The organism is Sphingobacterium sp. UBA5639, from assembly GCF_002421245.1.
In the GTDB taxonomy this organism is placed as follows: Bacteria; Bacteroidota; Bacteroidia; order Sphingobacteriales; family Sphingobacteriaceae; genus Sphingobacterium; species Sphingobacterium multivorum.
This window is the reverse complement of sequence record NZ_DIJR01000029.1, coordinates 161,446-185,249: the sequence shown is the minus strand read 5'-3', so window position 1 is coordinate 185,249 and position 23,804 is coordinate 161,446. Positions and strand designations below refer to the sequence as shown.

General features: G+C 41.1%; 17 protein-coding genes and 4 tRNA genes. 3 read left to right on the top strand and 18 right to left on the bottom strand.

All coding sequences use genetic code 11. The features are described from left to right. The first annotated feature begins 22 nt into the window (after window positions 1-22). Window positions 23-739, top strand: coding sequence for a pyridoxine 5'-phosphate synthase (locus B4Z90_RS17695; protein ID WP_046672649.1), 717 nt, complete (start codon window positions 23-25; stop codon window positions 737-739). Window positions 740-967: 228 nt separating this feature from the next. Here the strand turns inward: B4Z90_RS17695 and lepB are convergent, their stop codons facing one another. From lepB to B4Z90_RS17670, 5 genes are all read right to left on the bottom strand, one after another. After that, complete coding sequence (gene lepB, locus B4Z90_RS17690) at window positions 968-2,536, bottom strand: signal peptidase I (RefSeq protein ID WP_112375039.1); 1,569 nt, start codon at window positions 2,534-2,536, stop codon at window positions 968-970. Between the two features lie 16 nt (window positions 2,537-2,552). Beyond that, window positions 2,553-3,296 carry a 4-hydroxy-tetrahydrodipicolinate reductase gene (dapB, locus tag B4Z90_RS17685; RefSeq protein ID WP_070561291.1) on the bottom strand — a complete coding sequence of 248 codons (744 nt, stop codon included), beginning with the start codon at window positions 3,294-3,296 and terminating at the stop codon, window positions 2,553-2,555. Window positions 3,297-3,500: 204 nt separating this feature from the next. Further along, entirely contained in the window at window positions 3,501-4,223 is a 723-nt protein-coding gene (locus B4Z90_RS17680) for a DUF5683 domain-containing protein (protein ID WP_286802852.1), read from the bottom strand. 1 nt (window position 4,224) lies between these two features. Beyond that, a complete protein-coding gene (locus B4Z90_RS17675; protein WP_159333448.1) occupies window positions 4,225-5,160 on the bottom strand; it encodes a ParB/RepB/Spo0J family partition protein in 936 nt (311 codons plus the stop codon). A gap of 1 nt (window position 5,161) precedes the next feature. Further along, window positions 5,162-5,959, bottom strand: coding sequence for a ParA family protein (locus B4Z90_RS17670; RefSeq protein ID WP_070561294.1), 798 nt, complete (start codon window positions 5,957-5,959; stop codon window positions 5,162-5,164). A 227-nt stretch (window positions 5,960-6,186) separates the two neighbouring features. Between B4Z90_RS17670 and B4Z90_RS17665 the strand changes: the two genes are divergently transcribed. Next, window positions 6,187-6,708 carry an NADPH-dependent FMN reductase gene (locus tag B4Z90_RS17665; RefSeq protein WP_286710244.1) on the top strand — a complete coding sequence of 174 codons (522 nt, stop codon included), beginning with the start codon at window positions 6,187-6,189 and terminating at the stop codon, window positions 6,706-6,708. Between the two features lie 206 nt (window positions 6,709-6,914). Here the strand turns inward: B4Z90_RS17665 and B4Z90_RS17660 are convergent, their stop codons facing one another. Further along, window positions 6,915-9,860, bottom strand: coding sequence for a M16 family metallopeptidase (locus B4Z90_RS17660; RefSeq protein WP_286752744.1), 2,946 nt, complete (start codon window positions 9,858-9,860; stop codon window positions 6,915-6,917). A gap of 260 nt (window positions 9,861-10,120) precedes the next feature. On the opposite strand from B4Z90_RS17660, the gene B4Z90_RS17655 reads away from it, so the two are divergent. Then, window positions 10,121-11,302, top strand: coding sequence for an acyloxyacyl hydrolase (locus B4Z90_RS17655; RefSeq protein WP_286774835.1), 1,182 nt, complete (start codon window positions 10,121-10,123; stop codon window positions 11,300-11,302). A gap of 117 nt (window positions 11,303-11,419) precedes the next feature. Here B4Z90_RS17655 and B4Z90_RS17650 read toward each other — a convergent pair. The 12 genes from B4Z90_RS17650 to B4Z90_RS17595 form a co-directional block, all read right to left on the bottom strand. Next, window positions 11,420-11,494, bottom strand: a tRNA-Val gene (locus B4Z90_RS17650). 35 nt (window positions 11,495-11,529) lie between these two features. Further along, a tRNA-Val gene (locus B4Z90_RS17645) sits at window positions 11,530-11,604 on the bottom strand. A gap of 9 nt (window positions 11,605-11,613) precedes the next feature. Further along, window positions 11,614-11,691, bottom strand: a tRNA-Val gene (locus B4Z90_RS17640). A gap of 9 nt (window positions 11,692-11,700) precedes the next feature. Further along, window positions 11,701-11,778, bottom strand: a tRNA-Val gene (locus B4Z90_RS17635). A 130-nt stretch (window positions 11,779-11,908) separates the two neighbouring features. Then, entirely contained in the window at window positions 11,909-13,978 is a 2,070-nt protein-coding gene (locus B4Z90_RS17630; protein WP_286802850.1) for a putative porin, read from the bottom strand. Between the two features lie 113 nt (window positions 13,979-14,091). Next, a complete protein-coding gene (locus B4Z90_RS17625) occupies window positions 14,092-14,907 on the bottom strand; it encodes a purine-nucleoside phosphorylase (RefSeq protein WP_286710248.1) in 816 nt (271 codons plus the stop codon). Between the two features lie 119 nt (window positions 14,908-15,026). Beyond that, entirely contained in the window at window positions 15,027-16,517 is a 1,491-nt protein-coding gene (locus B4Z90_RS17620) for a sodium:solute symporter (RefSeq protein ID WP_286774837.1), read from the bottom strand. 37 nt (window positions 16,518-16,554) lie between these two features. Further along, a complete protein-coding gene (gene murQ / locus B4Z90_RS17615) occupies window positions 16,555-17,367 on the bottom strand; it encodes an N-acetylmuramic acid 6-phosphate etherase (RefSeq protein ID WP_046672659.1) in 813 nt (270 codons plus the stop codon). A gap of 22 nt (window positions 17,368-17,389) precedes the next feature. Then, window positions 17,390-18,034 (bottom strand): polysaccharide deacetylase family protein, encoded by a 645-nt coding sequence (locus B4Z90_RS17610; RefSeq protein ID WP_236560312.1) that lies wholly within the window; start codon window positions 18,032-18,034, stop codon window positions 17,390-17,392. 50 nt (window positions 18,035-18,084) lie between these two features. Continuing rightward, window positions 18,085-19,911, bottom strand: coding sequence for a glycoside hydrolase family 9 protein (locus B4Z90_RS17605; protein ID WP_236586153.1), 1,827 nt, complete (start codon window positions 19,909-19,911; stop codon window positions 18,085-18,087). Window positions 19,912-19,953: 42 nt separating this feature from the next. Beyond that, a complete protein-coding gene (locus B4Z90_RS17600; RefSeq protein ID WP_286802849.1) occupies window positions 19,954-21,813 on the bottom strand; it encodes a PQQ-binding-like beta-propeller repeat protein in 1,860 nt (619 codons plus the stop codon). A gap of 143 nt (window positions 21,814-21,956) precedes the next feature. Continuing rightward, on the bottom strand, window positions 21,957-23,798 hold the full coding sequence (locus tag B4Z90_RS17595) for a RagB/SusD family nutrient uptake outer membrane protein (RefSeq protein WP_286802848.1): 1,842 nt from the start codon (window positions 23,796-23,798) through the stop codon (window positions 21,957-21,959). Between the last annotated feature and the right edge of the window lie 6 nt (window positions 23,799-23,804).

Genomic DNA, 23,804 nt, shown 5'->3' with positions numbered 1-23,804 from the left:
TTACATCATAACATACAGGAAAATGACTAGACTTTCAGTAAATATCAATAAAATCGCAACGCTCAGAAATTCTAGAGGTGGCAATAACCCCAATCTAGTATCTGCGGCACTAGCCTGTGAACGTTTTGGCGCTCAAGGTATCACTGTGCATCCACGACCTGATGAAAGACATATTCGATATCAGGATGTTTTTGATCTAAAAGCAGAAATCCAGACCGAACTCAATATTGAAGGGAATTGCCAAGAACAGAAGTTTATTGACCTTGTATTGGCCAATAAACCAGCACAGGTAACCTTAGTGCCCGATACCGAAGGACAATTAACCTCTAACCATGGCTGGGATACCATTAAAAACAAAGCCTATCTACAAGATATGTGTAAATTGTTCAAAGATGCAGGTATACGTGTTTCTATCTTTGTTGATCCCGTCGAAGAAATGGTAGAGGCCGCGGCCGAAACAGGAACAGATCGCATTGAGCTCTATACAGAAGGATTTGCTACAGAGTATGGCTTCGATAAAGAACTTGCGATAAAACCCTATTTCAAAGCTGCATTAAAAGCACGTGAAGTTGGATTAGGTCTAAATGCAGGCCATGACCTGGACCTCAACAACCTGCAATATTTCAACCAGCACATTCCTGAGCTGCTGGAAGTAAGCATAGGCCATGCGCTTATATCCGATGCACTATACTTAGGGTTAGAGGAAACGATCAAACGTTACCTCGCTTGTTTGAAGTAGTGCAACATTCAGGGAATAGCGTTCATCAGGCAGCACCCTTGTGGTTGAGAAACTGCAAAAATATTCATTAAAACCTTCGTAATTTCGCTGTCACCAGCAGCTCCAAACGAGATCACAAAGGTTTTCTCTTGCTGAGAGAAAACACAGATTCATAAAAAAGGGCTTTCGTTGTGAAAGCCCTTTTTTATTGCACCCCAAATAGCGGTGTTATTGCTCAAATGGCAGTTGCTAATGAATTCCTTTAAAGATACGGTTCCAGCGAATTTTCGAAAGTCCTGTACCAATCTCATCCCAGCTCATCCAAGTAAATAAAGCCTTTCCGACAACATGATCTTCGGGAACAAATCCCCAACCTCTTGAATCCAAGGAATTATGGCGATTATCACCCATCATCCAAAAATAATCCATTTTAAACGTATAATGGTCTACTTTCACATCATTGATATAGATCCCATCCGAACGTTTTTCTAACTTATTGTTTTCGTAAACGCGGATCGCTCTTTCATAAATGGGCAGAGTCTGTGCATTTAATGCCACCGTCCATCCTTTCTTTGGGATTAAAATCGGCCCAAAATTGTCAAAATTCCATTTGTATTGTGGATCGTACGGATAAGCACCTTCACCACCAGGATTTCTTCTGATTTCTTTGACATTCGACCACGATTTTACTATAGCTAATTCATCTTTTGTCATGAACAACTGATAAACACCAGGCTGCTGATCTCCACCAGCCGCTTCTATTCTCAACTCCCGTAATCTATCCATATTTAATGGGGTACCATCCGTTAAGACGAGATAGTCCAATTGGCTTTCTGGAGGATCAAAACCCGGTTGATCGTTCACAAAGAGTTTAGCATCCTTCATGAAAATTTTATCGCCCGGCAATCCGACACAGCGTTTAATATAGTTCTCCCTTTTATCAATAGGTCTTGCCTGGATCGTAAATTGGGAATTGACAGTCTGCCAGCCATAAGCCCGAACAAGATCGTAATAACTTGCATTTTGGTTCTCGAGCGCGACAGTGTCACCTGCAGGAAAATTGAAAACAACAACATCATTACGCTCAATCTTTTGAAATCCTGGCAAACGCTTATAAGGTAGTTCAATCAATTCAGAATATGCTTTCCCACCAGTGATGGGCATCGTATGATGCGCAAAAGGAAAGGCAATCGGTGTGTTAGGAACCCGTGGTCCATAATTTAACTTGCTTACAAATAAGAAATCCCCGATCAACAAGGTACGCTCCATCGATCCTGTAGGAATCATATAAGCCTCGATCAGAAAACCACGAATAAGTGACGCTGCTACAGTTGCAAATACAATGGCATCTGCCCATTCGCGTACCATGGATTTCTTGTACGGATATTTAATTTTATAATCTTTGTAAGATTCAAGTGCAATTTCGGCACGTTTCTCCTCGGTCAGTTCAATACCTTCCTGAGTAGCTGCCTTTAAATTCTTTGCATATAAACCATTCAAAAAACGCACATTGTTGTCCTTTGCCCACATGGGCAGAACGATAAAAGGCACTAAAACAGCAGCAGCATTCTCCCAAAACCGGCGTTTTCCAAAACAATGGATAAAATCAAGGTAAAGATTATAGAAAACAAAGACATTGACAATTGGCACGAGCAATAAAATTACCCACCATGTAGGTCTTCCCGTCAATTTTGCCTGAATATACTGGCTATAAAAAGGCACGATCGCTTCCCAGCCATTTCTGCCAGCTTTAACAAACAATTGCCACAAACCATATCCCGATATTGCTGTTAAAACCGCAAATATAATTAATCCCATAATCTACTAATTAGTACTATTTATTAAAATCAAAAATTTCAGTAACCTGATAGAAACCTTTTTTGCCATTCAACCATTCAGCAGCAACTACAGCTCCTAAAGCAAATCCATCACGGCTATGTGCGGTATGTTTAAATTCTATTTGGTCAACCTCAGAACTATAAAGTACCGTATGTGTTCCCGGAACCTCTTCAATTCGATGACTTTCTATTAAAAGTTCCTGTGGTTTTGGAATAAGCTCATCTTGTTCACCAACAACAGTATTTACCCAATTGGTTTTCACATCGCTATTATCCAATATCCCCTCTGCAATCGTAATTGCTGTACCACTTGGTGCATCCAATTTGTGAATGTGGTGTATTTCCTCTACCTGAACATCATATTGTTTATAAGGCTGCAATGCCTTCGCCAACATTCTATTGATATGGAAGAATACATTCACTCCGATAGAGAAGTTGGATCCATACAAAATAGAACCATCAGCATCCAAACACTTCGCCTTAACATCCTCCAGTTGATCATACCAACCGGTTGTTCCGACGACAATAGGTACACCTGCCTCAAGACAAAGATTCATATTATCCAATGCTGCAGAAGGTACACTAAAGTCTATTGCGACATCAGCACCTTTAATATCATCAGCAGTCAGGTTAGGACGATTATGTTCATCGACAACTAAAAAAATTTGATGGCCTCTTTTCAGCGCGTATCTTTCGATAATCTGCCCCATTTTGCCATATCCCAAGAGAATGATGTTCATATATTTAGAAAAAAGTATAGTTTATTTTTAAAATTAAAAAATTTCAATGAAATACCCATGTTTAAAACCATAAACCCGTATGAAAATAAAACTGTTCAGTCCTTATTGTCTTAAATTTGCTTGGGCTATATGAATCCCTTAATAAAGAAATAAACTCATGAATAAACAAAAGGAATCAAAATATAACCTTTAAAACAGGAGATTTTAATTGAATTTCATGGTCAATTTAAGTCCGACCGTAGGTTTAAACGAATAAGTTCTTGACGCGAGACTAGCATCCATTAAAGTAGGTCCTATTAAGAAAGCCGTTTTTTTGGGTTTATCATCACCGATACTCCAGCGATATTTAAGCATCGAGTCGATATAAGCTTCTGCGACATTCAGGCCATAAACACCTAACGTAAGTAGCACCATGAGATCTCGATTTCGCCGCGCATTATCTTTTGCCCGGATGATAGATTGGTCGGAGATTCCGATGTAATAAGGATCAATCGGCTTACCAAGAGCTTTGTCTTGTAATACCCCCAGTAATTCCTTATAATAACGGTTATTAAAATCGAAAACAAGTACGGTTGTTATTAAGCCACTATAGATTGCAGGTACTTTTATCCACCAAACGCCGCCATTTGTATATTGTCCCCAGCCTGGAAGTACTAAAGAGCGCTTCCAAGCTTGTTTATTTTTTGCTTCGATAGCCAAACGGGTTGAATCTTTAAACACAACCTTCTCTTTCGCCTTCGCCTCCTCCTTCTCCCGTTTTTTACGTTCCTTCCGAGATTCCTTCTTTACGGTATCCTGTACCGATTTTTGCTTTATGCTATCTATTTTGACGGGTGCCAACTGTTTCTTAGGAATTGTATCCACAGTCTGTCCATGTACTACCGACAGTGCAAACACCGCAAATATCAAGCTTATTAACTTGGCCATATTACCAATCTAACAATTCAAGAATGCGACTTAAATCATCTTCCGACTCAAAAGGTATCTCAATAGCACCCTTTCCTTTCGTGCTCTTCAGATTCAATTTGACCCGAGAAGAAAATTTCGACGCCAGATCATCTTCAATTTTCTGCAATTGAAAAGACATCGGAGCTTTATCTTTTCCAGCTTTTTTCTTACCGCCTTTTTGTAACTCACGAACCAACTCCTCCGCCTTACGGACGGATAAACCTTGATCAATAATCAACTTAAAGATATAAAGCTGCTTATCAACCTCTGGAATATTAATCAGGGCACGAGCATGTCCCATAGTCAAGGCTCCATCGCGTATTGCCGCTTGAATGACAGGTGGAAGTTTTAATAAACGGAGATAATTTGTAACAGTAGAACGGTTTTTACTAACACGTTCACCCAATTCTTCCTGTTTTAAATTACACTCCTCAATCATACGCTGAAAGCTTAAGGCTACTTCAATAGCATTTAAGTTCTCCCGTTGAATATTCTCAATCAGGGCCATCTCCAGCATCTGCTGGTCGTTGGCGGTACGGATATACGCTGGAATTTCGGTGATACCGGCCAAGCGCGAAGCGCGGAGACGCCGCTCTCCGGAAATCAACTGATAATTTCCGTCCGAAATTTTACGTACGGTAATCGGCTGAATTAAACCCTGTAAACTAATCGATTCCGATAACTCCTGTAAGGCAACCGGATCAAATTCTGTACGCGGCTGAAAAGGGTTGACAGATATTTCTTCTACACGGACATGGCTGATACTGCCATTCTCTTTTGTTGTTTTTACTGCAGTTGGTGTAACTAGAGGAGCTTCTTCCACTTGCTGATTACCTTTAGCAGGAACTTCTACACTATCGTTTAATAGCGCACCTAAGCCTCTTCCCAGTCCTGTTTTACGCTGATGTGCTGCCATATTATGCGGTTACTGTTTTATTCATTTCATTAAGATGCCCGTTTTTCTGTAAAATCTCGCGTGCCAAATTCAAATAATTTATTGCCCCTTTGCAGGACGCATCATGCATGATAACAGAAATTCCAAAGCTTGGAGCTTCGCTCAAACGGGTATTTCGCTGAATAATCGTATCAAAAACTAAATCTGTGAAATGTGTTTTCACTTCCTCGACCACCTGATTTGACAATCTTAAACGAACATCATACATGGTCAACAAAATTCCTTCGATCTCCAAACTTGTATTTAAACGGTTTTGAACGATTTTAATTGTGTTCAACAACTTACCAAGTCCTTCTAGGGCAAAGTATTCGCACTGTACCGGAATGATAACTGAGTCCGAAGCAGATAGTGCATTGATTGTAATTAAGCCTAAGGAAGGCGAACAATCGATGATAATAAAATCATAATCCTGTTTCACCTGATCCAAGATTTTTTTCATCTTGTACTCCCTTTCGTGCATATTGATCATCTCAATTTCTGCCCCAACCAAATCAATATGAGCCGGTAAAAGATCCAAATTTGGCGTTTCTGTTGATTGAATAGCCTCACGAGGATCCAAATCATTCACTAAACATTCGTATACACTTGCGCTGATTGTACGAGGGTCAAAGCCAATCCCAGAAGTAGAGTTTGCTTGGGGATCTGCATCGACCAACAATGTTTTATATTCTAAAACCGCCAAACTAGCCGCCAAATTAATTGACGTTGTGGTTTTTCCGACCCCACCCTTTTGATTTGCGATTGCAATTACTTTTCCCATCTTGAATGAAAACCTTTCTTAATTAAAATGTCATTTTATACTACATTTCACGTTTCTGAAGATCAATTTGCCCAAATTTTAATCTGCGATTCAAATTAACAAAACTAATTCAGCATATTTCGTACTTTTGATTGATCGAAAGCACATATCCTCAGGATGCTAAGATACAAAAAATCAAGATATGTATCCACTTTGAAAATGCGCTTTTTATAAGTATCAACAACACAATGATTTTAATAATATCCGGAACAAACCGTCCCAATAGTAAGACGTTAAAAATAGCAAAATGCTACCAGCAATTACTTGATCGTAAGTCAATTGAAAGTAACATCTTTTCGTTGGAAGATCTACCAGCAAACATTTTAGAAACAGATCTTTACGGAAAAAGAAGCACCGCATTTGAACCCATCCAAGAAATGGTCAGTAAAGCTGAGCTATTTATTTTCATCGCTCCCGAATACAATGGAAGTATTCCAGGAGCACTGAAACTGTTCATTGACTGCTGTACATTTCCGATTAGTTTTTATCACAAGAAAGTTGCATTGGTTGGGTTATCCTCAGGTCGCTATGGCAACCTCCGCGGCATAGATCACCTGACGGGCATATGCCACTACTTAAGAATGCACGTGCTTCCCCTTAAGATCTTTCTACCCAATGTTCAGAACGAACTGAATGATGAAGGGCAGTTATTCAAAGAAGATACGCTGCAATTTATCAACGAACAGATTGAGGAGATTATCAGGTTTTAATACGCTAGTTTTAGTAGCCATGATAGCGAATTCACCTTAAAACTAATCCTACTCGCGAACAGTGAAACAAGGATTCCGTAGCGTGAAACAAGGTTAAAAAACAAAGGGCATCACAAAACCTGATACGAAAGAAGCCTCCGGCAAACACCGGAGGCTTCTTTCGTATCATACGCTAATCTAATTCTTAAGACAAGCAAATCCGGGATCTAATAGCCGAAGATCTCTTTAAGATCCAGCTTTTTAACCTCGCCCAGTTTCGCAAGATCCTCTGGCTTAAGACTTTCTTCCTTCGCTACAATACAATAAACGTACGGCTTTTGACTCATCTCTTTCTTATGGAAAGTGCTTAGGTCACCATAAGTTAATTTTGGCGCTTGCTCATAGACAACTTTACGAATATCAGTTGCATTTCCCAAACGTTGTGCAGCTAGATAACTACCTAATATAGACGCATTCAACACACGTTCACTGGCAATTGATTTTTCCAGACTTACTTTCGCAATATCCAACCCTTTAGCGCTTTCAGGCAACACATCCAGCAGCTCATTCATGCCTTTAATCGCATCGTTAAACTTATCAGCCTGCGTCCCAACATAGGCCCCAACGGTGTAATGGTTTTCTTTTTTATAAGGCTGTCCATAATAGGCATAAGTTGAATAAGCCAATGCTTTCGATTCACGGATAGTCTGGAAGACAATACTTCCCATGCCGCCACCAAAGTAATTATTAAACAGAGAAACAGTCGGTGTCAAGGCACTACTGTATACTCCTGAGCTTCTATACCAAAATACTTCAGCCTGCTTCATTTCGAAATTAGCAAAAAGAACCTGGTTCTTGCTTGTTGGCAATTCTGCGAACACGACCGCCTTTTTCGCCGGAACATACTCTCCAGCCCCTTGTTTCAAAGGCTTCGCTTTCGCTACAAATTCCGCGGCAGTTAACGGGCCAAAATAAAGCATCGTATGTTTCATATTAGCCAAATCGTGCAATGCCTTCACCAAATCCTCCGCTTTTAAAGCATCCAATTCCGCGTCTGTAAACACATTATTAAATGGATTTTTAGCGCCGTATTTAGCATAAGATTTTAGGCCTTCCATGATCGCGCCCTTGTTTTCTTTCGCATTTGCTCTCGCTTTTTTAAGACGGGCAATATACATTTTGAAAGCCTCCTGATCAGCAACACAATTACGCAATAAATCCTGAATCAAGTTCTGTGTAGCTATAAAGTTTGAATTCAAGCCTGAAATCGACACCATAGTTTCTTCATTTCCTGCAGACACTGAAAAATCAGACGCCAATTGATAAAAATCCTTGCTAAACTGCTCACTGGATTTATCTTTTGTACCTAAAAATTCTAGATAACCCGCAGCCAATGAAAGCAATTTATTGCTCCATTTTCCACCATCAAAACGATAAGACAGCGAAAACAGTTCATTATCTGAGTTCTTTACAGCAAGTACTGGCAAACCGTTTGCAGTAGCCTTCTGAATATCTTTGTTGTAATCTACCCATACCGGCTGAATTTTATCCTCTGGCAATGCTTCTACTTTCTTCAAGAAATCAGACTGGTCATCACGATTGACCGTTACGGGAGTAATCTCAGGTTTAACAACTTTAACGACATTATTATCAACTCCCTTACGCTTATAAACAACAACATAATTATTGTCATTCAAATATTTGTTAGCAAAATCAACCACATCTTGCTTGGTGATTTTATTCAACTCATCCGAATAGCCCACGACAGACGCCCAATCCTGACCCGAAGTAAAGGCATCCATCAATGATTCAGCACGATCACCATAACTTTCATTTTGCTTGATTTCGTCTTTCTTAGCGTTGTTCACAATCGCCGTGATCAGCTCATCCGAAAACTCTCCTTTTCTCAATTTTGCCAACTCTTGTAACAGCAGCTGTTGCACCTGTTCCAAGCTCTGTCCCTGACTAGGATTACCCTGCAACAGAAGCAGAGAATAGTCTTTTAACACATACGGAAAAGCACCTGCACCTAATAATTTTTGATTCTTCACCAAATCCAGATCAATCAGACCGGCAGAACCATTTGTCAAGATCTGACTCATCAGATTGAGCATACGGGCATCCTTTGTTGCAGCGCCAGGAAAACGGAATCCCATTAACATAAATTCAGCATCCGGACCTTTAACCTCGCGGACAACAGGAGTTAAAATTGGTTTCTCTGCATCAAACGTGTAGGCCGGAATTTCTTTCGCCTGCATAAAAGCAAAGGCCTTATCCACCTTTTTCACTACCTCTGTAGGATCAAAATCACCCGACATAATAACCCCCATATTGTTAGGGACATAGTAGGTGTGAAAATATTCACGAATCGCTTTCAAAGATGGGTTTTTAAGGTGCTCTACCGTACCAATTGTCGTCTGCTTTCCATAATTATTATTAGGAAAAGCAGCTGAAAACATCGATTCTACAGCCTTACGATTATCTTTATCCAGACTGATATTTTTCTCTTCATACACAGCTTCCAGCTCAGTATGGAACAGACGCAATACCGGATATCTAAACCGTTCTGCCTGTACAGCGAGATACTTATCCATTACATTACTAGGAATTTGCTCCTGATAGACTGTCTGCTCAAATGAGGTGAATGCATTAGTACCTTCCGCCCCCATTGATGCCATCAATTTATCGTATTCATTCGCAATAGCATATTTCGCAGCCTCTCCAGATACTTTATCGATTTCCTTATAGATTGCTTTCCGTTCGGTTTCATCTGTTGTACCATTGTATTTCTCATAGAGCGCATCAATCTGATCTAACAAAGGTTTTTCCTTTGCCCAGTCTTTAGAACCAAATTTATCGGTTCCTTTAAACAGCATATGCTCCAGATAATGGGCCAAACCGGTGTGATCTTTCGGGTCTGTTTTGCTCCCCGCTTTTGTCGCAATGTAGGTTTGGATACGTGGTTCTTTTTTGGTCGGGCTCAAAATCACCGTTAAGCCATTTTTTAACTTGTAAAACCGTGAATGTGTAGGGTCATTCGTGACGTACTTGTAGGTGTACCCCCCCTCAGATGCTTCTTTCCAATCAAATTTGGCGTTTTGAGCAAACAAAGCACACCCTGCTGTTGTTAGTGCAAACGTAACAGCAGTAATTCTAAATAGGTTTTTAATCATATTTCCTTTTTCTTTTCACCTCAAACTTAGATAAATTGCTTTTTATATGCAATATAATTACAGACATAAACAATAATTATTTACCCATTTGACAGCCTGATAGTTAAGCTGCCTAATTTCTCTCACCACTAACCGACATGGTGTGGCTGAAAAATGGCATTTTTTATAACTTGATTTCGCTACTGTTTAAATACTGTTGTTACAATGATATATCATTCTTATTTTTGCAAAAATTTTAAAAAACGCTAACGTTTTATTTCATGAGATCAAGAATACTTGCTTTTGTGGCCCTGACACTGCTCTCCTTTCGTGCCACAGCACAGGTCACACCCCGAATAGAAAATCCGAATGACACTTTACAAAGCCGTACCCCAGCTAAGACGAGACTTATATTCCAACTTGAACATGAAAGCGGGGGCGAACTCAAATTCAATGAGCGCTCCAAAGAAACCCTTGCTGACTCATACTATAGTGGGTTAAATTTTAGAGTCGGTTTTCAGACCCAGTTTCAAGACTCATTGAAGAGTATTTACAATGAAATATACAACTATCCAATATACGGCATAGGCATCTACAGCAGTACTTTTGGTCAGGAGCACCTCGGACGACCTTTCGCCGCCTATGGCTTTGTCGCCATTCCTATTCGGCCAAAAGTAAATTCAAGATGGAATTTCAACTACCGCATTGCGCTCGGTCTTTCCGGGAGATTCAACCCCTATAATGAGGAGGACAATCCGTTCAACCTACTTATTGGCAGCAAAAACAATGTATTTATTGATCTTGGACTTCAGGTCAACTACCGCCTAAATAAAAACTTTCAGGTAGGGGCTGGTGCAGCCTTCCACCACTTCAGCAATGGCGCCCTGGCATTACCGAACACAGGGATAAACCTCGTCCCGTTGAGCCTATCCGTTTCGTATACACCAACAAACAAGCCTTTTGATTATAGAAAAAGTAGTATTCCACAAATGGAGAAAACAGAGGAACTCCATTTCAACTATGCCTTTGGCTTCAAACAGATTGATCGCGAACACGATGGCCAATATTTTAAATCTATGCTAGGTGCATACTACAGCAAGCATTTCGGCTACAAATGGCGGCTTGGCGCTGGGTTTGATGCATTTTATTCAGCCAGTGGAAACGACGAGAAGGTTGCCGGCGACAAAGCCGGAAAATTCTCCGCTTTATTTTCTTACAGCCCCGCATTCTACATTGATCATGTGTTAAATTCACGCCTTTATATCAACGGAAATGTAGGAGTCTATCTTCATCGCAACGAATTCAATGGCGAGAGCATGCCCGTGTATTTAAGAGCAGGAGTACGTTATAAAGTTTACAAAGATTTCTTTGCCGGTGTTTCCATTAAAGCCCATGGCGGTAAAGCTGATTTTATTGAATGGACAACAGGTTACGGAATTAAACTAGGGAAGAAACGGAAATAGTTAGAAAATAAATGCGAAAGATTCCCGAGATAGATTGAATACCGGATCGGGGACTTTCAAATTTACAGCGAATTCAGCCCATAAAAAAAGCGTTCATGAAGAACGCTTTTTTTATCGTGGGGATTACTGGGTTCGAACCAGTGACCCCTACCTTGTCGAGGTAGTGCTCTAAACCAGCTGAGCTAAACCCCCTAACGAAAAAAAAGCACCAATTGATGATGCTTTTGTGGAGGCTACAGGATTCGAACCTGTGACCCTCTGCTTGTAAGGCAGATGCTCTGAACCAGCTGAGCTAAGCCTCCGTTTTGGATTGGTGGAGAATACTGGATTCGAACCAGTGACCCTCTGCTTGTAAGGCAGATGCTCTGAACCAGCTGAGCTAATTCTCCGACTTTGTATGGTGGAGGCTACAGGATTCGAACCTGTGACCCTCTGCTTGTAAGGCAGATGCTCTGAACCAGCTGAGCTAAGCCTCCATACTTTTTTAAAGAACGCCGTTCCCTAATTGCGTGTGCAAATATAGCTTAAAAATTCTATTCTCAAAATTATTTTATAAGATTTTATGCCTTTAATATCACAACAAGCTAAGAAACACCGAAATAATTTTTAATCATAGAACTTCCAAGAAATACCAAATCTAAAATTAGCACTATTCATCGGATAACGTCTGACCGTATAGTAACCATGCGGATAGAAGTTCTGATTTAAAAAATTATAACTCAAAAACATATTCACCCGTTGTATATTCGCTGTAATCCATAGATCCATGATTGGATATGTCGAAAACTCAATCTGTTTGTAAGCATTGTAAAACTGTCCCGTCCCAATTGAATAATTCGGATTGGCATAAGGTGTATTGAACTTTGCGTCCAGACCGATACTATAATCAATAACTTTGTAAAACAGGTTACTGTAATACAAACTATGCCAGGTATACAACTCGGGAACTGCCAATGCATCCTGTTGATCTGTCTTTTGATAGACCACGAGATTATCAAACGTAAAATGGTTTAATTTAAACTTTTGGCCAACGGTTACCTTCAACAGATTAGCTTTATCCAATTGTATCGGAACAATCCATTTATCCTTCTTAGGATCGTTCTGTAGATTGGACAACTCTTCGAAATAGGTATAATTGTTCATCAAAAAATACTCCACCTTACCATGGAAACCAAGCATCGGATTGGCATATTGAAAACCCAGATTCTGAATTTTCGTCTTTTTAAGATCTAAATCATTCCATTTTCCGTAGGTATAATTTAAATTCTCGAAAACCATCTCCGGAGATTTGTTCTGTGAATAAGCTGACAACGTCATCTTTCCGATTTTATCCCCCATCGAGATATCCGCTTTAGCTTCATACAAGAAATCTCCAAAGTTGTGGCCAAATACGATTTGATTCGCTTTTAAACTAAAATCAAGACGATCTGAAAACTTATACCCTAATTCACCTTTCACAATTCCGTTCTGATAAAAACGATCAAATGTTGTGCTATCCGGCAGTTTCTTCAGCGGCTGTGGATAGGCTGATGTATTATTGTAATACCGCATGGAGTCCAACTGATTCTGCTCCACCCAGTTCATGTCGTGCTGAAAAGCCAAATTCAACTTTGCCTCGTTCTTAAAGACCGACTTCCCTCTAAGAAAAAAGTTATATTCAAATTCATTGGAAACATTCGTGATCAACGTCTTATCATTGTTTAGCGCCAATGCTCTATTATTGTATGGTAATGCTGCATTTTGGTCATCCATGTTCTTGAAGAAGCTGTATGTCTGCCTTCGGATACGCGTATTATGCGCCATACTATTGGTCGGATGGATCTGCATGGTCGGCTTGCCTTTATCGATCGTATCCAATCGTCCCAAATAAAGTGACTGTCTCAGGAAGAATGAATTATCCCACCACTTAGATCGAGGTACCCTTGTGTTACCGGCATCATAGAATTTCGGTATAAATCGATCAGGAGACTGTCTATTTCCAGGCGCAAATGGAAGATCTTCTGTAATAGAGCCATTCTCCATGGCATCCAAACGATTAAATACGCCATTGATCAACAAATTATACCGGTTATTTTTCGATTCATACCAAGAAGCAACTGAAGCCTTTAAATCCGAATAATTCTGTCCAAGGTAAAATCCATCCGTTTTAGTAGAATGGAAATCGACATTCATATTCCATTGGGAATTGATATTCTGCGCCACCCGAGCCCTAAAAACCTGGTCATTAAAAAAGAATCCTACCGCGGACAATTCGGAGTACCTCGCCCAGGCCCTAAAATATTGGACCGAATCGGGGTTCAATAAATAACGTTCCAACGCTGTAAAACCAGACTGAAAGCCAATGGTCTTTTTAGGCTGGAACAATAGATCCCGTGTGGCAAGGCCATAAGCCCCAAGGTTCACACTGGGATTCCAAGGTAAATTCTGCGGATTATAATATTGATAATTATGATGTGATGTATCGATCTGCCGTGTATAAGTTCCTTTTTTTAACATATCCAGTGTGGCATATCGGATATACTTCGCAGAAAGGATGACAGAATCTTTCTTCCCGTCCTCTTTGGCTCTGGCCGAATCCAATGCGCTACTCCAATCCTCTTTGCTCTGCGCAATGACATCCACGGAATAAATAAATAAAACACACCATGCGGCAAGTATGCGTACGATCAACTTCATCTAAAATTATATAAAAACCAAAAAAGCTAAATTCACCTCAATGAACCAATTACCCTTCACCGCACACAAATCCAACAACCTTCTCCTTCAACAGAGATACATGAAGAGGTAATTTATTGCAAAGCTATTAATTCTTTCAAAATTAATGTCATTTTAGGTTCCGCTTTCTCCGCAACATTAACAATTTCCTGTAATGATACGGGTTTAAGCTCCTCGTGAAAGCCTTCATCCGTAACAACAGAAATCGCAAATACCGGCAGTGCCATATGATTAGCAACAATCACTTCTGGAACGGTACTCATACCGACCACATCCCCACCGATCAGGCGCATATAACGATATTCCGCTTTTGTTTCCAAATTTGGACCTGCGGAAGAAACATAAACAACTTTTCGCGCAGCAATAGCATGTTTGGCTGCAATTTCAAGAGCCTGTCCAATCATCTTTCGGTTATAAGGCTCGCTCATATCCGGAAATCGTGGACCAAACTCGGCCAAATTCTGTCCGCGTAGCGGATTATCCGGCAACAAATTGATATGATCTTCAATAATTCCAAGGTCACCTTTTTTCACATCAGGATTCAGGGAGCCCGCAGCGTTGGAAACAAACAATTTTTGTACCCCCAAAACTTTCATGATACGGATCGGAAAGGTAATTTGTTGCATATCGTAACCTTCATAATAATGCAACCTCCCCTGCATAGCAACCACATTGCGGCCACTCAATTTTCCAAAAATGAGCTTACCAGAATGAAATTCAACAGTCGAAATGGGGAAATTTGGTATATTGGAATACATCAGCTGATACTCGACTTCAATTTCATCCACCAACTTACCTAAACCAGTACCTAGGATGATACCGAACTCTGGAGTAAAATCTCCAATTTTTCTACGGATAAACTCCGTAGTCTCATTTATGCTATGATACATACGTACAGAAAAACTAAGTATATCAAACTTAACTTAATTTTTCTGTACGTACAAATCAAAATCAATACTTGTATTTACATCTTCTCACTAATGGAGAAATTTTTTATAGCCGAAGTGCATTAATTATGGGACAATGCTTTTTCACTTGCTTTACCTGGAGAACTGATCAAAAGCATCACAAACGTGATAAAACCATTAATAATGATCAAATCCAATCCGACAACATAAGGTGTATACACTTCAATAACATAGGTTTTAAGCAAAAATAAGACGGTAGGCGAAAGTACACAGATATAAGGTACAGCGTTATCCCGCACGGCATATTTTGTGAATATTCCGAAAACGAATAAACCCAATAAAGGTCCATAGGTATAACTCGCCGCAGTAAAGATTGCATTGACGACCGAGTCATCATTGATCAGCTTAAAGACCAGAATAACCAACAGCATCACAATGGAAAAACCAAAATGCACATAATTACGCTGCTTGATCAGCGCTGGATCATTGGGATTTTCTTTTTTATTGAAATTTAGAAAGTCCACACAGAAAGATGTTGTCAATGCCGTTAGCGCACTATCTGTCGTTGCAAAAGTAGCAGCCGTTAACCCCATCATAAAGATGATTGCAGGAACAATAGCCAAGTGGTTTAATGCAATTTCTGGGTACAAATAATCGCGTGTTGCTAATTGAGTCACATCAATTCCGTTTTTAGCCGCATAGATATACAGCAAAGCACCGACAGCTAAAAAGAAAATATTAATGACCACAAAAACACTTGTAAAAGTGATCATGTTCTTTTGGGCTTCTTTAATGGTCCCCATCGATAAGTTCTTTTGCATTAGATCCTGATCAAGCCCAGTCATCGCAATGGTCACAAAAATTCCTCCCAAGAATTGTTTCCAAAAATTTGCTTTACTGCCGACAAAATCATCCCAGAAAAAGATCTTGGAATAACTACTTTCTTTTACAGCCTCGAAAGTATCGACGATACCAAAATCTAATCCTTTGGCCATAAAATAGATAGAGAGAATTACTGCGGTCACTAAAAAGGTAGTCTGTAGGGTATCTGTCACAATAATCGTCTTTAAGCCACCCTTGTTTGTATACATCCAGATTAACACCAAACATATAACGACCGTAATCGCGAAAGGCACATTCCAGGCATCAAAAATAAAATGCTGCAATACGATTGCGACCAGATAAAGACGAAACGCCGAACCGATCGTACGGGAAACCAAAAAAATAGCAGCACCGGTCTTGTACGTGGTGTGCCCAAAACGTTCTTCCAAATACGTATAAATGGAAGTCAAGTTCATTCTATAATAGAGCGGAAGCAATACATAGGCAATAATGACAAAACCAACGGCGTTCCCAAGAACAAATTGAAAATAGCTAAATTCAGACGCACCGACTGCGCCGGGAACCGAGATAAAAGTTACGCCGGAGAGCGCGGTACCGATCATCCCAAAGGCGACCATATACCATTTAGAGTTCCGGTTTGCGACAAAAAAAGTCGAGTTATCGGAAGCTCCCTTCGAGGTGAAGTGAGCTACAGCAAGCAGAACTGCAAAATAGATTATTATAAAAGATAATAATATTACTGGTGACATAGTTTGTTTTTAAATAGGTGATTTTAATAGGTTATGCTCAATGGGTATCCTGATAAGCTTCGATTGCCTGTCTTACATTACCAAATTGCTCAAGCAAAGCCGCAGCTTCTTCTTCAAGCGCCCCGGTCTGATCCATAATGATACGTACACCACGACCGACCAGCTTATGGTTTGACAATTGCATATCGACCATCTTGTTCCCCTTTACCCTACCCAATTGGATCATCACTGCGGTACTGAACATATTTAACACAAGTTTCTGTGCTGTACCCGATTTCATTCGCGTAGACCCGGTAACAAATTCTGGCCCAACAATAACTTCAACCGGATACTGCGCTATTTCCGCAATCGGGGACCCTCCGTTACAGACAATACAGCCCGTCACAAGCCCTTTCTCGTTTGCCGTTTTCAATCCGCCGATAACATAAGGTGTGGTTCCAGAAGCCGCAATGCCGATAACAACATCGTTTTCATCAATATCATACGCTTCCATATCTTTCCAGGCTTGCTCCAGATCATCTTCTGCAAATTCAACTGCTTTTCTAATTGCAGTATCACCACCAGCAATCAACCCAATGATCCATTCAAATGGAACGCCGTATGTCGGAGGTAATTCAGACGCATCCAGCACGCCCAAACGGCCACTTGTACCAGCGCCGATATAAAAAGTTCGACCACCAGCCTTCATTTTCTCCACAGTGACTTTGACTAATGCTTCAATCTGAGGGATAGCCTGCTCTACAGCAAGTGGCACAGATTTATCCTCATTATTGATATTTGTCAATAACTCATGCACAGACATCTTGTCCAAATCCTGATAATTCGAATCTTTCTCCGTTGTATTTACCATTATTAGTATATATTGTATTTCTTTATTTCAATAAATCGGGTACATCCACAAGTTGATACCCTTTCCCCTTTAATATGCTAATGATATCATCCAAATGATGATACAGCTTATCTTTCCGCCGACCATCAGTTCCCATATGAATCAATATCAAAAATCCATTGAGCCCATATCGAGCTTCGTAAGACCAGAGATTGTCGAGAATCGCTGTCGACGATAAATAACGCCCCCCCATTTCAGGATAGGTATAATCAGCCGCAGTCCGTATTCCTGGTGTATAATTAACCGAATTTAGACCAACTGCCTTTGCCCAGTCGACTGTTTCACTATTATACCATTCATAAGAAGGAATATAATAAGACAGCTGCTCTCTTTTGACACCCGCGCCTTCCAGTGCTTTCAGGTTTGCTTTTAGATCAGCGACAAAAGAGTCACGTTTGACCAAAAGCACATCCCTACTCCCCCAGTCACTCATCAGAATATGTTTATCGGAATGCCCCGAAATCCAATGGCCATCGCTTAACATCTGACGGACATACGGCTTAAAACCTGGAGTTCTGAGATAATCACCTGTCAGGAAAAAAGAGCCTTTAACGCCATTATGCTTTAGACTTGCTAATACCTCAGCAGTACCCTCAGATAAATCATGACCGGTAAACACCAGGGCCACCTGCCGTTTTGTCGAGTCGCCCCGGACAATAGCTCCAAAAACATCCCGTGTTACTTTTTTCCGGTAGGCTCCTCCATGGCCTTACCCTCCTTTGAAGCCAACAGATAAATCAACGAAGCGGTACCATCCATTGTCGGCTCATTCGTACTATAATCTCCGTAGTCGTCATGATAGACCGCCAGATCACTTTGAAACTCCGCATAGCTATCCGGATTATTCAACTTGATACCAATCAGATTGCGGTACGTGGATGCCATAATGGGCCCATCAACCAATCCGCCGTCGATCGGATGCTTTCCAAGAAAGGTAAACGCCGAATGCGGATCGACAGGTGTATCGCCTCCAGCCGGAAGACCATATACCATACTCGTGCCCCAAGGGTTCGCCCCGAATAACCAGTCAAAATTAGCTTGGGCTAGCTCATCAAAATGTGCATCTCCCGTCAATTCTTTATACCAGAGACATTGGATCGCAAAGGATACCGTTAAGTTGTTGCTACACCAAATAAAGGGAACTCCCCGAAAAAAAGCGTTTTTCTCAGCTCTCCGATTGACTTGCTCAATCCCCTGTTTATAATACGAAACAATCTCCTCGCGATCTTGTCCTTTTAATCCTTTTGCCAACTCATAATGCCCAAGATTGATAAAAGGATACCACTGATAATGTGCAGCAGTATCGCTAACCATCCACGGTGTAATCTTTTCTTGCCGGGCGAAGCGTAAGGCTTCTCGTGCAAACTTTTCTTTTTTTGTCATCGAAAAACCCATTGCAGCGGCCAACTGCATATCGTCTACCCAATTATCTTCGGCATAAATATAGGGCGATTTCACAGAAACTGTCTGTGTCACGCCTGGTTTTATATTGGCATAAGCATAGGCTGTTTCCGATTTCTTCGAAAGCAGCGTTGCATATTTCCGATCCTCTTTGTCAAACAACATCGCCCCCAGTCGAAAAGCACTACTAAATTTACCAGCAGTAGAGCTTGTCCCGGTTGTATTGTTCATAAACTTGCCACGCTGCTGTGGCTCGCCATCGATAAAATACACCGGTCTCTCAAATCCACGACCATAGTAAGGATCTTCCTTTGGCATCCGCATGCTGGCATGATCCCGGTCATCACCAATCTGATTGTACATTTGGTTGGCCTTGGGATGCATTTTCAACAGCCAATCCAAGCCCCATTTTGCCTCATCGAGCACATCGGCCCGGCCATTTTTTCCATCAAGACCATTTGCTTGCTTTAGATCACCAAACACCTTTGGAAAATCGCGGTAAGCCGCTAACAGATGAAATGTTGCATTTGCTGACGTTGTCGCATATTGCAAATAATCAGAAGCATCATGCCAACCGCCACCCGCATCGATACGGGAGCTATCGGGAATGCCAACCTTTCCTGCATACAGCGCAAAGCCATCGTGTGTATGGCAGCTATCGTTCAGAAAAGGGTTGAACAATGTCCGTTGTTGCCGCATATAACGCAGTGCAAAATCTGCCGCTCCTTTATAAACGTCCCGAGCGATTCGGAATGTTGGAGACTTCACATCTCCGGCCTGAACAAAAAAGCGTCCAGTATCCTGCATGGAAGAGAAATCAAAACGAAAGCTCTGAACAAAAGGACCATAAGCCCCATAATCTTTTCCAACAGGATGTACATAGACTGTTTTACCCGTTTGTGCGTTTTTAATTTCAAAAGAACGAAGCTGCCTGATTGATTTCCCACCCCATACCGCGACCTTCTTGCCCGCTGGAGTATAGCCCAATTGGTTTATTCTAATCCAAGCATTTTGCTGTGCTTTCGCAAAGTTACAAACAAAACATGCAAAAACAAGCAAAAAAGCTTGACGTAAATTTAAGAAGTTTAGACATTTTTTTATCATATCAAGGCATTTATTTTCAAAAAGATCATTTCAATCGATTGCTTAAAACTGTAATGAAACTATTTTGCCATCCATCGTACTCGCTATCACGGTATTTCTCCCATTTAGTGCAACGGGATTAACCATTCCATTGGATATTTTATATTGCCATACTACCGCGCCTGTTTTTGCGTCAACTCCAGATAGCAAACCCGAATGACTCGGCACAAAGACAAACTTGCCATTGGATGTAATTGCAGAAGGTGTCAATTCGTAGGGCAATTTAAGTTTGGATTTCCAGGCAACATCCATACGATCACCAGCAACCGAAATACCTAAAAGATCCCCATCCATCGTCTTCACATAAACCAATTTATCATCTGCAGCCAACCCCATAGACTCGCGCACCCGAATGGTATCTTTCTTTTCCCGCCAGATGACCGCACCGTTCTTCGCATCCAGTGCTGTCATAAAACGATCCGGTGCAACTACAAAAACACGATTGTTTACCCCCACCGGATTGCATGCCGCAGCAGAAAACATCCGATTGGCCTGTCCATTATTCCACTCCCACGAAAGCTTACCCGTTTTGGCATCCAAAGCATAGAATCCATTGCTCCAGGAACCAAAAATTACATTCCCCAAATAATACGTTGGCAGCGTCGATACAAATCCTTTGACCTGGTCAAAACTCCACTTTACAGCTCCCGTCTTGATGTCCAGCGCTCTAAACTTACCATCCGAGCCACCGATAAAAGCCACGCCATCATGTAGCAAGGGTGAACCCAAAACCGCCTTCTCAGTCTCCACCTTCCACAACAACTTGCCATTACCGGCATCTACCGCATAAATTGCATGATCCGATGATCCCGCCACGACAATCCCTTTCCACACAGCAGGCGTAGAATAAACTTTACCGCCGGTACGGTATGCCCATAGCTTTTTGCCAGTTTTTAAGTCAAGCGCAAAGATATCGCCCGCGGTATTTGATGTAATCACGCTATTTTTGTAAACGGCTAGTCCCGCCCCGATATCGCTGGCGTCTTCAAACGTCCAATTAACTTTAACCTGGTCCGCATATTTTGCGTTCACAGCATAACTTGGTCTCGGGTAGCTTATCGTTTCATTTTCATAATGATGGTCGAACATTGGAACAACAACCCAAGGTTTCTCCTGCATTCCTACACCGGGATTACGTTCCTGATAACTGGCTTTGCCATCGGCGATGGTCACGATATTATAACCCCCAACCGCTTTATTCGCACGCAGATTAGACCGTCCCATCACCCCCGGAATTCCTTCCCAATCGTATAATTTATTGGCATGACCATGCCCACAAAGCGCCAACTGGACATTCCGCGTTTTAACTCTTTTCAGTGCGTCAAACCAGTTATTTAACGATGAATCCTGTGGATAATGATTAATATAGATCAATGGTAGCTGTTTATCCGGATTCGCTGCAAAAATGGAATCCATCCAAACCAGGTTTTCCCGAGGAATTTGACCAGGACTCATGCGCATATTGGGGCCTGAATTGGTTCCAATGAATGCGTAGCCTTTATGCTTAAAGAAAAAGGTTTCGCCACCAAAAACGGTGCGAAACGTGTTGGCTCCATTTTCTGACCAATTACCATCGTGATTTCCCGGAATCACATACCAAGGCAGCTGCAAACTATCTAAGATTCGCTTCGCAAGCTTTAACTCATGATCAGCACCAAACTCGGTGATATCTCCGGAGACTATAACAAAATCAATATCTTTCAATGTATTCAGGTCCTTTACAGTACGTCGCAAATCCTCCTCACCTGTTGCACCACCGACATGCGTGTCTGTTACGTGGGCAAATTTGAAGGACTGCTGTGCTATCGCAACGTTAAAAACGCAGGATAATGCAATAAAAAAGGTGATAATTGGAAACCTCATGCGTAATGTTTTCTTAAAAATAGCGTTTTTATGCATAAAACAAAAATGATATTGCATTTTTATGCATCTTCATGTAAATCAAAATTCATTATGTATTAAAAAGCCTTTCTGAAATTCAGAAAGGCCTTTTAATACAATGCTATCTATTGCCAGCCTGGCGTCTGTGTTAAGATATAGCCCAAATTTGCATATTGTTGAATCTGATTCAGTCCAACAGGAGCCAAGTACGACCGATCGGTAAAACTTACCCTGTTCGCAAATTTCGGAACAACGTAATATCCCACCATAGCATCGGCGTTTTTACCATTGTACGTGATTGTATTTCCTGCTGCGTCACGGACTTTCAAAACACCTTCGTAAGCTTTTGTCAAACGATTTGGAAGATCCTTTTTGATATTTACCCAGGGACCTAGTGAATAATCGACATTGCGCGAAAAGTTCATATAATCCAATTTTTTCCAGCGACGGATATCATTCAATCGCGCATACTCATATACAAATTCCATTCTTCGTTCGCGTCTGATTTCCCACATCAACGGCGATATATCCGCATCGCGGCTTGGATCGTTCGGCAGGGAATTTAATGTCAAAGGTGCCGTTTTCTTTACCCCTTTAGCTATGGCATCTGCGTCTAGCGGCCTATTCCGTACCGCATTGATTGATTTATCCAAATCACCTTGGGTAACAGCTGCTCCACCAAAAAACTCCGCAAGAATCTGCCTTGCCTCAATCCAATTCAACACAACCTCACCAAGACGCACAATCGGAGCATCATTTGTATTTGTATTACTACTCCATTTTGCTGGATAAGTTTTTCCAATATACGTCAAGGCTTCTCTAGCAGCAAATTTATGACCGTAAGCAAATGTTGATGAAGCTGTATTAACGGTATCCATCAACGAAGCTTCAAACCGTGGGTCTCTCGTTCTCGCCAAAGATTTCATCGAAAAGTCCGAAGCATTTGTGAGCGCTGAGTTTTGCCAAACCTTTCCATCGTTACAGATAAAAGATTTCAACAAATCCAAGTTAACGCCCTTCTGCCCTTCAGTACCATTACTGTAAGAACCTACGGCGTGCGTTACTTTCAAGGCATCATTATAAGTTCTGAAGAAAATTACCTCTGGATTGCTTGAAAGATCTTCAGATGCGAACAGGCTTTTAAAATCACTTCCAAAAGACCACTTTCCACTATTCATGACAACTTCGGACGCTTTAACCGCAAGCGCGAGATACTTTTTCGCACGATCTTGATCCAAGCCATGGTATTTTTCCCAGGAACCTTCAAACAACATGAGGTTAGAAATAAGTGCCGCTGCTGCATATTTATTTACATAACCTTTTCCGTCATCAGCACGCATATTATCAAGCACATACTCAAAATCTGTATAGACTTTATCCATAACCTCCCCGCGCTTGGTACGTTCCTTATACATTGTAGCCTGATCCATCGGATCAACTTCAACATCAAAATAAGGCACATCACCAAACACAGAAACTAACCTACTATATTCGTAGCCTCTAAAAAAACGAGCTACTGCAGTCCAGTGCTTATACTCAGCCTCTGACAATTTTGACTTGGCCTTTGTTTCAATCCTGGTCAACATCACATTAGCCTTTCTAACCCAGTAAAAATTCCAGGTCGGCCCTGAGTAGGTCGTCAACATATCAGGTGTCACCGTACTCGCACCTCTACTCGTCGGAACAACTGACTCAAAGCCACCTTGCGTTCCTTCAGAAGTAAAGTCATCTGCATAGTTATATCCCACTAAGGGAGCATAGGCCGTACCATAAAAAGTATTATAGCCAACAAAATAATTTAAATAAAAATCATTTGCATACAAACGAACATCAGCTTCATTTCTCCAAAAGTTTTCATCGATTACTTTAGTTTGATCAGGCCTATCCAGCACATCCTTACTACAGCCCACCCCCAATAACATGGCGGAAAGCATGATAGATCCAATTTTTATTCTATTTAATTTCATCTGTCA

Bases quoted from the DNA above. Each gene is read 5' to 3' on its own strand.
- B4Z90_RS17625 (WP_286710248.1), bottom strand. From the start codon at position 14,907: ATGTATCATAGCATAAATGAGACTACGGAGTTTATCCGTAGAAAAATT.
- B4Z90_RS17660 (WP_286752744.1), bottom strand. From the start codon at position 9,860: ATGATTAAAAACCTATTTAGAATTACTGCTGTTACGTTTGCACTAACA.
- B4Z90_RS17665 (WP_286710244.1), top strand. From the start codon at position 6,187: ATGATTTTAATAATATCCGGAACAAACCGTCCCAATAGTAAGACGTTA.
- B4Z90_RS17600 (WP_286802849.1), bottom strand. From the start codon at position 21,813: ATGAGGTTTCCAATTATCACCTTTTTTATTGCATTATCCTGCGTTTTT.
- B4Z90_RS17680 (WP_286802852.1), bottom strand. From the start codon at position 4,223: ATGGCCAAGTTAATAAGCTTGATATTTGCGGTGTTTGCACTGTCGGTA.
- B4Z90_RS17675 (WP_159333448.1), bottom strand. From the start codon at position 5,160: ATGGCAGCACATCAGCGTAAAACAGGACTGGGAAGAGGCTTAGGTGCG.
- B4Z90_RS17670 (WP_070561294.1), bottom strand. From the start codon at position 5,959: ATGGGAAAAGTAATTGCAATCGCAAATCAAAAGGGTGGGGTCGGAAAA.
- murQ (WP_046672659.1), bottom strand. From the start codon at position 17,367: ATGGTAAATACAACGGAGAAAGATTCGAATTATCAGGATTTGGACAAG.
- B4Z90_RS17605 (WP_236586153.1), bottom strand. From the start codon at position 19,911: ATGATAAAAAAATGTCTAAACTTCTTAAATTTACGTCAAGCTTTTTTG.
- B4Z90_RS17595 (WP_286802848.1), bottom strand. From the start codon at position 23,798: ATGAAATTAAATAGAATAAAAATTGGATCTATCATGCTTTCCGCCATG.
- lepB (WP_112375039.1), bottom strand. From the start codon at position 2,536: ATGGGATTAATTATATTTGCGGTTTTAACAGCAATATCGGGATATGGT.
- B4Z90_RS17620 (WP_286774837.1), bottom strand. From the start codon at position 16,517: ATGTCACCAGTAATATTATTATCTTTTATAATAATCTATTTTGCAGTT.
- dapB (WP_070561291.1), bottom strand. From the start codon at position 3,296: ATGAACATCATTCTCTTGGGATATGGCAAAATGGGGCAGATTATCGAA.
- B4Z90_RS17630 (WP_286802850.1), bottom strand. From the start codon at position 13,978: ATGAAGTTGATCGTACGCATACTTGCCGCATGGTGTGTTTTATTTATT.
- B4Z90_RS17695 (WP_046672649.1), top strand. From the start codon at position 23: ATGACTAGACTTTCAGTAAATATCAATAAAATCGCAACGCTCAGAAAT.
- B4Z90_RS17655 (WP_286774835.1), top strand. From the start codon at position 10,121: ATGAGATCAAGAATACTTGCTTTTGTGGCCCTGACACTGCTCTCCTTT.